Source organism: Stieleria magnilauensis (assembly GCA_007753675.1).
Classification (GTDB): domain Bacteria; phylum Planctomycetota; class Planctomycetia; order Pirellulales; family Pirellulaceae; genus Stieleria; species Stieleria magnilauensis.
This window is the reverse complement of record CP036432.1, coordinates 3,874,756-3,887,673: the sequence shown is the minus strand read 5'-3', so window position 1 is coordinate 3,887,673 and position 12,918 is coordinate 3,874,756. Positions and strand designations below refer to the sequence as shown.

At 60.7% G+C, this 12,918-nt stretch carries 6 protein-coding genes; 5 read left to right on the top strand and 1 reads right to left on the bottom strand.

Going from position 1 to position 12,918, the window contains the following annotated elements; translation table 11 throughout:
* Positions 1-93: 93 nt before the first annotated feature.
* The 3 genes from TBK1r_RS13725 to TBK1r_RS13715 all read left to right on the top strand — a co-directional run bounded on the left by TBK1r_RS13725 (position 94) and on the right by TBK1r_RS13715 (position 5,762).
* On the top strand, positions 94-1,836 hold the full coding sequence (locus tag TBK1r_RS13725; protein ID WP_419581327.1) for an ABC transporter permease: 1,743 nt from the start codon (positions 94-96) through the stop codon (positions 1,834-1,836).
* 130 nt (positions 1,837-1,966) lie between these two features.
* Entirely contained in the window at positions 1,967-3,787 is a 1,821-nt protein-coding gene (locus TBK1r_RS13720) for an ABC transporter ATP-binding protein (RefSeq protein ID WP_145211426.1), read from the top strand.
* 334 nt (positions 3,788-4,121) lie between these two features.
* Positions 4,122-5,762: a hypothetical protein gene (locus tag TBK1r_RS13715; RefSeq protein WP_145211423.1), complete on the top strand. Its 1,641-nt coding sequence runs from the start codon at positions 4,122-4,124 to the stop codon at positions 5,760-5,762.
* Between the two features lie 117 nt (positions 5,763-5,879).
* On the opposite strand, the gene TBK1r_RS13710 is transcribed toward TBK1r_RS13715, so the two are convergent.
* Complete coding sequence (locus TBK1r_RS13710; protein WP_145211420.1) at positions 5,880-9,074, bottom strand: serine/threonine-protein kinase; 3,195 nt, start codon at positions 9,072-9,074, stop codon at positions 5,880-5,882.
* A 243-nt stretch (positions 9,075-9,317) separates the two neighbouring features.
* On the opposite strand from TBK1r_RS13710, the gene glgA reads away from it, so the two are divergent.
* Positions 9,318-10,820 carry a glycogen synthase GlgA gene (glgA, locus tag TBK1r_RS13705; protein ID WP_145211417.1) on the top strand — a complete coding sequence of 501 codons (1,503 nt, stop codon included), beginning with the start codon at positions 9,318-9,320 and terminating at the stop codon, positions 10,818-10,820.
* A 211-nt stretch (positions 10,821-11,031) separates the two neighbouring features.
* On the top strand, positions 11,032-12,447 hold the full coding sequence (locus TBK1r_RS13700) for a galactose-1-phosphate uridylyltransferase (RefSeq protein ID WP_145211413.1): 1,416 nt from the start codon (positions 11,032-11,034) through the stop codon (positions 12,445-12,447).
* Positions 12,448-12,918 lie beyond the last annotated feature (471 nt).

Genomic DNA, 12,918 nt, shown 5'->3' with positions numbered 1-12,918 from the left:
CCGTCGCTCGCGCTTGTCTCCCTTCACCTCGTTGCTGCCCTGCTCATGGCCCCGTCTGTGCTATCGGCTCCTGCCGCCATTTCTGGCTTGTCGTTGGACGTTTCCAATTTGTTCCCCGGACCGATGTTGCTCGGGCAAATTGCGGACTGGTTTCCAATTTGGGTCACACCGATCTACACGATCGCAATCGGTCTGCTGCTCGGAGCGGGGGTCGCGGCGCTGTTCTATGGAGTCCTGGCGCTGCTGTCGTTCATTCCGCCGCTGGGAAAATTGGCCGATTCGCCGACCACCGGAAACATCGCCTCGCTGGTGATCGGAGTCGTGATCGCGGTATTGCTGTGCAGCCAGTACGCCTGGTCCGACGACGGGTTTGCGCAAACGCTGATCCTGCCGCTGGTTCTGATCGGGTTGGTGATGGGCTACGCGATCATCTATGCGATGTGGTATCGCACGCGGGTGGAATGGGGAGAGATCTTGACCGAGGGCATCGTGCCTTACGTGTTGTCGGTCGCGGGGTTGTTTGTCTTGGTCGGACTGGCGGGCAGCTACTTCATCTCCGACCCGATGCGGTTCGTCCGCTCGCTCTCGGAAGTCCATTTGGTCGGTGACGGCGTCACGGAAGTCGCGCTGACCATCCCCGGCGCCGATCCTTCGGTCAGTCCCGATGCGGCGACGTTTCACCCCCAGTCCATCGACTATGACTTGACGGGGATTTCCGAGCTGAAGATCACGACCGACAAGACGGTGATGTTGGCCGATGGTGCCGAGATGATCGATTTTGAACGCAACCCGACCCGCGTCGACGCAGGCGAGACGTTGGTGTTCCGCTATCAAGACCGTGACCAGCCGCCGCTGCCGCAGGACCCGTCGCGGTTCCACATTCAGAACCGCGAACTCGATCCGGCGACCGTGACGATCACGATGACATCGATCCCCCGAGTCCCCGAGGTCACACAGGCGGCCGGCATCGGTGCGATGGTGTTCTTTCTGTTCAGCGGGCTGGTGGCGTTTCGACAAGCCGCACCGCGTGTCTGGGCGTTGGCCTGGTCGACCGCCAAGAACGAGATGGCCCAGACGCTATATCTGATTCTGTTGGTGATTGGCGTGGTCGGGGTCATCATCTTTTCGATCTACCCCTTCAATACGCTCGGCGATGACATTCGCATGTTCAAGGACAGCAGCGTGACGCTGATCATGGTGCTGGCGATGTTGCAAGCCGTTTGGAGTTCGGGAACTTCGGTCAGCGAAGAGATCGAAGGTCGAACGGCGTTGACGGTGCTGAGCAAGCCGGTGTCGCGGCGATCGTTTTTGCTGGGCAAGTATGCCGGCATCATCATGTCGGTCGCGGTGATGTTTGTCATCATCGGAGCCGTGTTACTGTTGTTGATGGCCTACAAGCCGATCTATGACGCCCGCGAGACGCCCGCGGCGACGCCGATTTGGGAAATCGGATTCGAAGAGATCATGTCCACCGTTCCCGTCCTCGGGCTGTACTTCATGCAGACGATGGTGATCGCGTCGATCGCCGTTGCCCTGGCCACCCGGCTGCCCCTGCTGGCCAATTTGATCCTGTGTTTTGTGATCTATGTGATCGGAAACCTGACCCAGCCGCTCGTCGCGTCGGCCCAGGGCGAAAACCCGCTGGTCGGCTTCTTCGGCAATCTGATCGCGGTGATTGTCCCGAATTTGAACATTTTTAACGTTCAAAGCGCCATGGATAGTGGAAGCCAGGTCCCATGGATCTACTTGGCCGGTTCTTTTAACTATCTTGTGTGTTTCGCGGTCGCGATTTGGATGCTGGCGATGCTGTTGTTCGAGGACCGCGATTTGGCATAGTGGGTGAACGAAAAACCAGGTTTCCGCATGGCGACACACGCCGGACGCACTGCGGAAACCTTCGGATTGGATCAACAGACGTTTCGTTCCCCGAAGACTCAGTGGCGTTTATCATCGGGGAGCCGTTGCTTTGAATCGATTTCACACCTTGTCGGCAGCCCGCAATGAACCGGAGGCGGGTCCGGGCAAACTGTTCTCGTTATTTTGGGCGACGCTCGCCGGACTGCTGGTCCCGTGCATCGTTTTGGTCGTCGGCCTGATTTCGCTGTTGCTGCAGACCGGAGAGCTGAGCCAATCGACGGTGCGGTTGGGAGCCAATCTGTACATCCGGCTTCCGGCGTCGTTTGTCGATCAGCCGCCGCTGGTCCAACTCACCCAGCTCACTTCGCTGGCCTTTGCGATGGCAGTCGTGTTGAGCGCCGCGGTTTGGCGTCATCGATGCTTGGCGGATCGTCGTGCCGCGGCGATCACCAAGTCGCTGCATCAAAAGGTCTTGAAACAGAGCGTGCGTCGCGCCGAGTTGGAAGGTGCCGCCGCGCAATCGTTGAACGCTCAGAAGCTGATCGGTCGGCACCTGCCGTCGGTTCAGGCCGGGCTGTCGCTTTGGTATCGCTCGTTGCCCCGCAGCCTGTTTCTGTTGCTCGGGTGCGTGTCGCTGGCCCTGTTGGTTCACATCTGGTTGGCCATCGTCGCGGTGATCAGCGGCGTGATGGTTTGGCGTCTGTATCGTCAGGTGCATGGCGGCGACACGGACGAAGCCGGTCGGTGGGAGCTGCCGCAGTTGCGCGCCCAGATGGCGGCGTTGGTCGGCCGCGCCCCCAAGATGGCTCGGCTGCAGGCGCAAGGCATTGCCGAAGCTTCGTTTCAACACGAACTGGACCAGCTGTATCAGAAATTGGCAGAAAACGATTCCCGGCGGGGACGTGTCTGGCCGCTGCTGTTCTTGGCCACGTCGGCGGCCACCGCCATCATGGTCATCGGGTTGGGGCTGAATCTGCTGGAGACCGACTCCGGGTTAAGTCTTTCGTCGGCAGTGGTGTTGGGGTTGGCGCTTGCCGGCGCGGTGTCGGGCGTGTGGCGATTGCAAACACTCGCCCGACGATTGCGTGCCAGCGGGACGGCCTGCGATGCGGTCTATGGGTACTTGCGCAAAAGCGATGGAGCGACGCCTTCGGAACAACGCGTCGGATTGGCCGGGCTGCGGGACGGCGTCGAGTTTCGTGACGTGACGCTGGCCGATTCGCACGGTCAGGCGATCCTCAATCACATCACGACCGAGTTCACGCCCAAGTCTCTGGTGACGCTGTTGGGAACCGATTCGGTGTCTCCGCAAGCGATGGTGGAATTGTTGATGGGATTCGGACGTCCGGGCTCAGGCGAAGTTCGGATCGATGGGCTGAAGTTGTTGGAGGTTCACCCCGCGTCGCTGGCCAAGAATGTGATGTGGATCGAACCGTCGGGCCCGTTGTGGGATGGGACGATCGAGGAAAACCTGTCGGCCGGAAGCGGCGGCACGATCAGCAACGCGGACATCGTCGAGGCGTTACGCGAAGTCGATGTGTATGAACAGATCCAGCGTCTTCCCGAAGGGCTGTCGACGTATGCATCGGTCGAAGGATTTTCGTTGTCCACCGAAGCGACTTATGGGATCGGGCTGGCGCGGGCGCTGCTGCATCGCCCGCCGATCTTGCTGGTCAATGAACCGCCGGCACCGAACGCGCAACTGGCTGATGATCCGTGCTTGAAGGCGATCAAGAAACTGGTCGACCAGGGATCGTTGGTCGTGATGTTGCCGCGACGGCTGCAAACCTTACGAACAGCCGATCGCGTGATTCTGCTCAACGGCCCCAATCTCGCCGGCGAAGGAAAACATTCAGAATTGCTGAGCGACAGTGATCTGTATCGCCATCTGAATTATCTGTTGTTCAACCCCTACCGCCCGGGGCGATGATTCGCTGCGATCCCCCGCGGCTCTCCGAAATCGGGCACAATGGAAGGGTGCGGGCACCCGGACGCTGGCGCGAACCGGCTGATGTCCATTGATGATCAGCCGTTTGCCGCAAGCCTTCGGGCCTCTGCTTTGGTCAAGACCTTGTCGATTTAGCGGTACGGGCGGGCGCCGCGTCGCTGGTTTTTGAGCTAGTCTTTGCGAACCACTGAATCCTCCAACGGCGAGCGAAAAGGGGGTCAGGAGTCAATAGTGCGAAGCACCCGTAGGGCCGTTCCGGCTATTGACTCCTGACCCCGTTTTCGCGGTCTGAATCCTCCAACGATGGCGCGACGAGATGAAACGACGACACAAAATCCTCTGTCTTCTGGCCGCCGCCGGAACACTCACCGCGTTTCCGTCGGCTTCTTCGGGGCAGGACATCATCGGCGAGGCGTTGGGAAAAGTCATTTTGCCGGCCGTCGGGCCTGTCATCCTGGACCGTGCCGGCGGCCAGATCCTTGAAAAGGGATTGAACGGAGGATTCGGAAAAGGCGGAAGGTTGCCGGGTCGGGGCGGGCGAACGCCGACGCGTCCTTCACGTCCCCAAGTCATCCGCCCGCAACCTTCTCCACAAACCGTGCCCTCGGGGTCCTACCAGGTTCAGCCGCCATCTAGCGTCGCTCCGGCTCCAACCGCTCCGCCTCCGGTCGATCCACCTGAAAACCGAATCGTGTCGCGACCGTCGGTTTCGCCCAATCCGGCGCCGACGGAAATTGCGTTGACCCACGTCGTCTCCGCAGGTCCGCGTTTGACCGGTCAAGTCATTCGTGCCGAAGCGGCCGAAATCGCCGGCCAGATCGATCAGGCCGTCATGCGATCTCTCGGCCAATCTTCGGGTGATGCCACGCTGGAGGCGTTGCGTCGCGACTATCAGAATCGATTGAACAAGAATGATCCCAAAACCGCGCGCGCCGACCTGATGCTCAACCACGATGCGGCCCTGACCGCCGCGGGGTCGCGGCAAGCTTGGTCGTCCCTCGTTGACGCCGCCGACGCCGCGGATCAAATCGCGGCGTTGCCGCCCGAATCCGATCAAAAAGCGCTGACCGAAGCGATCGAAGCGTTGCGGAACAAGGTGACCGGCATCACAGGGCAGGTTCTCAGCGGCAATGAGATCGCAGTCATTGCCCAGCGCGCCAAGAACATCCGCAACATGGTCGTGCTGAGCGAGATCGCGCGGGTGCTTGGGGTGCAACGTCGCGACGATCTGTTCACACGGATCGCCGAAGCGGCCGCCAAAAGCGACGCGCCGGATGAAGCGATCACGGGATTGTTGGGCGTCGGCTTGGGAGCTGGCGGTAGTACCGTGACCGACATGCAGCTTCCCGAAGGCATTCCCGCGGTGGTGCTCTACAGTCCAGAACTCAACACGACACCGATCAGTTTTGTCTGTGACGACGCGTTGGAAATCACGCTCGCCCCGGGCGAGATGGTGCCGTTGGACCAATCCTTCGTCGTCGCGTTTCAAAACGGGAAAGGCGTCGTCAAGCGATACACGATTAAGAATGGCATGTATCGCTGGGTGGTCGATCAAGACAGCTGGGATCTTCGTCAAAAGACCGCGGTGGACGTCACCATCGACGCCAGTGAATCGCCCGCCGAATTCCATTACCTGATCAATGGTCAACCGCAGATCGCCGCAGCCGGTTCGGTGATGCAGCACCGGTTGGACGGCCCGGCCCGGATCGATTTTGATCGCGGACTCGGTGACGGCAGCAGCAAGTCGACGCTGGTCACGCCCGGTGATTATGTGGTCGGCGTCAACCCCGACACGGCAGGCTGGGACTTGCACACGCGACCGCAACAAGCGGCCGCGGAGTCGACGACGGAGATCGCCAAACAGCATTGGCGAAGCAGCGTCTTGCAAGCTCAACGGGCGTCATTGGTCGATCCGGCCGAAGCCAAAGTCGACGCGTTGTTGGATCTGATCGAATAATAACGTGGGGTAAGCATCTTGCTTGCCATCAGAGAGTTTTTGCACTCTGTCTGCGTTGCAGCCACGGATCGCAAGCTGGAAGCTGACGCCACTTTTGCAAGCTGGAAGCTTGCGGCGTTAGGGGGCGGGAATCTGGAACTCGTTCGGCAATTCGTACTTGCCGTTTGCGGCATCGCGGGTCGTGATCAGAATCTCGGTTTCCTCGGGCGGTTTGCCCTGCGGGTGCACGACCCAAACGAGCGACTGTTTTGCGTCGCTCGGCCCCGTCGCCGTCTTGTCGGGATTGGCACCCAAGACCAAGTCGGTCAACACCTTTCGCAACGGTTCTTCATCGCGTTGAAAGTTGCGGATCTGTTGGTTCTGTGTGATCCCGTTTTTCTCCAGATCGGCGCCGATGATTCTGACATCCGGCATCGTCGATCCGGCCGGAAGCGATGACTTGAATTCATCGACGACGGCATCGACGGCGAACTGCAGAGATAGTTGCAGAAACGAAACCGACATCGGCCGGTCCAGCAGCTCGTCGACCGTCAACGGGTCCGCGGTCGGAGTTTGGACCAGGCTTTCTTGTCCGGGTTCGGTGTTCATCGCCAGGAACGTGCCCAGGGCGACTTGGGTTCCGGCATCGGTGGGCAAGTAGGTCGACGCGACGACCGTTTCACCAAGAATCGTGCTGCGCGTCTGTTCGTTGACGAACCGCAACATCAGCGGCAAGCGCGTGGCCAGCAGACGCCAGGAGGGATCGGGGACCGAATTCAAAATGAAATTGTCCGCCCAATCGGGCCACGTTTGGGTTGTTTCGCGGAACGATTTCAACAACGTCGCCGCGGTCGCGCCGCCGCTGGGCAGTTCACGTAATTCCAGATACAGCGCACCATCCGTTGCCGAAGCGGACAAGGAGAACGCGGCGACATCGGGGATCAGCCATCGTTTCAGCGGCGCTCTGAGTTCTGGCAATGAGGATGCCAACATCTCGCGGCCGTCGGCAAACAGAAAGTTGGGCGTGACCAGAGCGACCAGATCACTTTCGACACTCGTTTGATTCCACAGCGTTTGCATGCTGCGGACCAAGGGGATCGACGCGCCCTCGGTCTCGGCGACCTCGCGAATTCGATCCAACGACGCGATGGCGAACCGTTGGGCCTTGCCGTCTTCGGGCGGTTTTCCTTTTTCACCGCCGCCGACGAAGTACGCATCCCCGTCCAGGTCTTCGCCGGCGTAGAGGATCACGCCCGTGTCGGTGCGGGATTCCAAGGCTTGCCATTTCTCGCTCAACGTGTCTAGTTCGACCGGTGCGACCAAGTCGATCGCCAAAGCGACTTCGGGCCATCCCTGCTTGCCGGGGAACAACGCCGCGGTACAGCGTCCGATCTGGTCCCGCGTCACTCCGGCACGCTGTTCGACCAAGGCGATCAACGGCGACAATTCGGCATCAAAGGTCGTCGTCAACGTTTGCGCATCGGCGCTGGCCGAGACGCGTGCCAGGGGAATCGAAACGATCACCGCCGGCCCGGGTGGCAAAAGCTCCAAGGAAGGTGGTGGAGAATCGGCGGAATACGGTGGCACCCAAAGCAAGCGATCGCTGTCGACAATCTCATAGCCATTGACCAGCGTCGGCTCGTCGCTGGGCACCTCGCGCCGTGACTCACGGACTTCGGGGACGCGGTTGACGATCGAGGGGTTGGGCCGCGGCCGGGGCGGAGGTTCGATGGGGCCGCGTCCACGAAGCGCAATCGCCAAGCCCAACATCAACAGCGGCACGATCATCGTGCCGGCCAGGATCGGAATCCGGTTCTTGCGTCGTTTGCGCCGCTTTCGCCGCGCGGGCGTCTCCGATTGCTCAGCCTCCGACTCAGCGGTCTCCCCGGCAGACGCTTGCTCGTCAGGCGCCTGCTCAACCGGGGCGAGCTCTGATGGCGGCTGATCGCGGGTTGGCTGAGTCTCGATCGTCGGCGGCTTGGGGGGAATCGAAGCGGGCTCGGCGGCGGCGTCCGGTGCGGCTTCAACCGGCGGTGCCGACGCGGCTTCAACCGGCGGTGCCGACGCTGCTTCAACCGGCGGTGCCGACGCTGCTTCAACCGGCGGTGCTGAGGACGATTCAACCGGCGGTGCCGACGCTGCTTCAACCGGCGGTGCAGAGGCCACGTCAATCGGCGGTGCGGTGGGGGCTTCGACCGGCGGTGCCGAGGGCGTCTTCGCTGGTTTCGGTTTCTGTTTCGCTTGACGGGTCGGTTTCGGTTGGCTGTCGACCAGCTCACCGGCTCGTTGCAGAGCTTCGGCCATCGACCCGGCGGATCCGAATCGGGCGGCGGGGTCTTTGGCCATCGCGTAGGCGAGCACACGCAGCAGCGGGTTCCCGGCGGCACCTTGCTCGACCGCCTCGATCAGTTCCGGTGGAAGCACCTCATTGTGCGCCGCGAACAGATCTCGATCGTCATCGCCGGAGAACGCGGGGCGTCCCAGCAGCAACGAGAACAGCAAGCATCCCAGCGAATAGACATCCGACGCCGGCGTCGGCATGGCGGCCGGATCGGCCAGTTCGGGGGCGGCATAGAGCGCGGGTGGTTCGATGCGGTCGATCCAACTGGTGGAAAGATCGGCGCGAGGCGATCGCGCGGGGGAGGAGGGATCGCGGAGCAAGATCGCGCGGCCCTTGGGAGTCACCCAAACGTGGTCGGCGGCCACGGCCCCGTGTGCCATCACCAATCCGGAGTCGAGGGGTTGGTGCAGCGTTTCCAGTGCGTTGGCAAGGTCGACGCCGATGCGGATGGTCTTGCGGGGGCTCAGAGGTGGGTTGGATTGCAGCACGTTCAACAGCGGCGTGCCGTCGGGAAGCGGTGAGAAAATCTCGACCGTTTGCTCGGCGTTGCCCGCTTGGGCGCCACCGGACAATTCAATCGCCTGTAACGATTCCGCCTGGATTTCGCTGTGCACGGCCAGCCAACCGCGACGCGTTTCATCCAGGCTGGCCAGGGGGACGCGGAGCAGGAATCCGTACCGCGGGACGGGGGCGTCTTCGCTGACCGGCGTTTGGACGGGAATCCAGTGCGAAAACGGTGCGACCGGCGCATCGCTGGTGATCACGAACGAGCCGACTCGCAGCGTCGGTGGCTGCGGAAGGAGCAACTCGCCGGCCTGAAACTTTGTCAGAACGCCGCTGCGGACCAGGAACGCTGCGAGCGGTTTGGCGTCCTCGCCGGTCGATTTGTCCGGCGACTGTTCGAACGCGGCCGAATAACGTTGGCAACTCCCCGCGTCGGCGAGTCCAGATTGGACCAAACGAGACCAGAATTCGCTCTGTGCGATCGACATGCAGGCAACACAACTACGGATTTGGATGAGAAGACCAGATTACGACGGTTCAGGAGAAAGTTTAGCTGATGCGGTGGAAATCTGGCGTATTCGCCCCCCGCGCTTTCCCGCTCGATCGTTAATTGCGACCAATAATTCCATACGGGTGGGTGGGAACGCTGTAAATCCTTGGCCCGTTGAATTAACTTCGGCCGTGGCCCACATTCGGTGGGTGACGTCCGGCTCCGACTCAGGTACCAAGTTTTGAATATTGTCTACGTAACTTCCGAAGCAGTACCGTTGGCAAAAACGGGCGGGTTGGCCGATGTCTGCGGCACGCTGCCCCGCGAAGTCGCCGCGCTGGGACACCGCTGTGCCGTGATCCTGCCCGCCTTTCGTAGTGTTTACCGGGCCGGTCTCAAGATTGACACGACGGATATTAGTTTCGCCATCCCGATGTCGCCAGGAAAACTGGTGGGGGGGAGGCTGCTGCGGTGTCTGCTTCCCGACAGCGACGTCGTCGTTTGGTTGATCGACCAGCCCCAGTACTTCGACCGCGAATCACTTTACGGAGACGCGCTGGGGGACTATCGGGACAATGCCGAGCGTTTCACGTTCTTCTGTCGTGCGGCGCTGGCTGCGCTCGCGCGGATCGAGATGGACGTCGATGTGCTGCATTGCAACGACTGGCAATCCGGCTTGATCCCCGCCCTGCTCCAGGCGTCACCGAAAGCGTTTGGGTCGCTCGGAAAGGCGGCGACCTTGATGACCATCCACAACATGGCCTACCAGGGTCAGTTTCACCATGACGCGTTCAAGTGGACGGGCTTGGATTGGAAACATTTCACCCACGAGACGTTCGAGTACTACGGGCAGCTCAATTTTCTGAAAACAGGAATCGTCTGCGCCGACCATGTCACGACCGTCAGTCCCCGTTACGCGATGGAGATCTGCACGCCGCAGCACGGCTGCGGTCTCGATGGCGTGCTGGCGTCCAAAGGCGGGCGTGTGACTGGCATCACCAACGGAATCGATGAGACCGTCTGGAATCCGGCGACCGATGTTCACCTGAGCGCAAACTACGATCAAAACAATTGGCCGTCGGGCAAAACCGCCAACAAACGATCACTGCAGCTCGAGTTCGGACTCGAAGAATCAGCCGACGTGCCGATGATCGGTTTGGTGGGGCGTTTGGCCGAACAAAAAGGCTGGGATTTGATCCTGCCGTTGATCCGTCAGCACGTTGAAGAAGGCCGGCCGACGCAATGGATGATCCTTGGCAGCGGCGACAAGCAGATCGAAGCCGAACTGACGGCATTGGCGGCCCAAGCGCCCCAGCAAGTCGCCGCACACATCGGCTTTCATGACGCCCTGGCGCACCGGATTGAAGCCGGTGCGGATCTGTTTGTGATGCCCAGTCACTATGAGCCGTGTGGGCTCAATCAACTCTATAGCCTCCGTTACGGAACGATACCAATTGTCACCGCAACGGGCGGTCTGGCTGACACGGTCGTCGACACGACGGCCGAAACGCTATCCAACCAAACGGCGACCGGATTCCACTTGCGCGAGGTTTCTCCGCGCGGACTCGACGAATCCATCGGCCGAGCCCTGAAATTGCGATATCACGAGCAAAAAATTTGGAATAATTTGGTGCAGCGGGCGATGGCCGCGGACTGGTCTTGGAGGAAGAGTGCGTCCCAGTATGTGGAGCTTTACGACAACGCAGTTTCCCTTAAGGGGGGCAAGGCTCTCGTGCCAAAATGAGGGCCGGCAAACGATTTTGTTTTTTTGCTCAGACAAGACTGGAAATTGCTCAGAAATTGGTAGAGTGACGCAAGTCGGGTCCGTAAACAGCACTCCCAATCTGGATGACTTGGGACGGCTCAAGCGGACGAGAGGTTGATGGACAAGCCGGTGGTGGCAGCACCCGTGTTCAGGCATCCTCATCAATCCCAACCTAACCCTGCTGCGACGCATGTCTTCTGATTCTGAGCAACAACCGCAAATCGTTTCGGCAGAATCAGATCTGCCCCGTCAAGTAAGCGAAGCGGTCTCAGAATATCAAGCGAAGCCCGGGACCATCGACACCGACACGCGACTGGCGTCGGCCGGCGAAACCGAAGCGATGTGGCCGGGACGACCGGCGCGGCGATCGGTCATCCGTTCACTGACACGTTCAGATGCCGATACCAAAAGCCGAAAAGAAGCGGCTTCCTATCGGGGCAGCAGCGCAACGTCGCATACCCGGCGAGACTTGCTGACCGGCGACTGGACGATTTTTGCGCCCAAACGCGATCAGCGCCCCAACGATTACGAATCCGCCAAGCAGCCCTCTGTCGCCACCGCCACAGAGCATTCGGCGTTGGAGCACCCGACGTTCGAGCGTCCGAGCGTCGATGCGGCCTGTCCCTTTTGTGTCGGCGCCGAAAACCGCACGCCGGAGGCCGTCTGGTCGGCCAAATTGGGCGACCAGGCAACGGCGCCACTCGATAGCGCGGCGACCCGCTTTGCCGGACCGGCGGTCGAGGTCGTTCCGGGCGAACAAGAGAACTGGGACGTGCGTGTCGTGCCCAACAAATTTCCGGCCGTCAGCCCCTGCGATGCCGAGAAAGGCGGCCACGTCGATCGGCACAATCTGTTTCCGATCACCGATGTGGTCGGGGGACACGAAGTGATTGTCGAATCCTCGCTGCACGCCGAATCGATCACGCAATATGACCCCGCAATGGTCTACATGACCTTGCTCGCTTTCCGCGACCGGATTCGCCATTGGCGACAGGTCCGTGGGATCAACTACATCAGTGTGTTCAAGAATTGCGGTCCCGAAGCCGGTGCGTCGCTGCGGCACAGCCATAGCCAGCTGATCGCGACCAGCCTGATGCCGCACCATGTCCGTACCACGTTGCTTCGTTGCGAGCACCACCGGGCACGGACCGGATGCACGCTCGCCTGCGATTTGTTGCGTGCCGAGTTGGCCGAGCGAAGTCGGGTGATCGATCGTACCGACTCGTTTGTCGCGTTCTGCCCGTTCGCCAGCCGCTTCGGTGGCATGATTCGATTGACGTCGGTGGAACACCAACCCCACTTTGATCTGATGACCGACACGTCGTTGGACCAATTGTCCAGTTTCCTGTGGCGAGTGCTCTGCTGGGTCAACGAAGCCTTCCCGGGCAAAGCATTCAATTACCTGCTACACACCTGCCCTCCCGGCGGCCAACAGCCCGAAGCCTTTCAATGGTCGCTCGATGTCTTTCCGCGATTGAACAAAACCGCGGGATTCGAGTGGAGCTGTGACTGCATGATCAATTCACTGTTGCCGGAAACCGCCGCGCTGCGTTACCGCGAGATCGCCCGACGGCATGATCCGCGAAACGTTTTGCTGACGCGGTAAGACACCCGCACGCTGGCGGCTCCAGACCTCCGCCTTCCCCAGGCGTTGAGACTCGCGAACCGGCCGCCCGGCTGGCGACCCGACGGCCCACCGGCTGGCGACCCCGTTCTCAAGCAATCCAGTTCCCCGGCTGGCCGGTGTGGTCACCGGCACCACCCTGTCGGCCGGTCTGCCCCAGCGATCGGTCAAGAATCGCTGTGAAAATTTGCCGATTCTGACTGTTGTCCACCCCTACAGTCATGCCGATACAAGCTGTGGGTCGCCGTTAACGGTTAGGGGAAGACGTACAAACTGGGAAACCTTTTGCTTCAACGCCTGATCGATTTCGTGCAACCGGACTGATCCGTCCGGAGTGGCCATTCGGAAACGTCCACTCGTTTCATACAATTCGCTCAGTAATCACGTCCGGCAACCTGGTTGAACCCTTACGCTGTGCGACAACGCACGGTGTCATCAATCGTTGCTACCAAT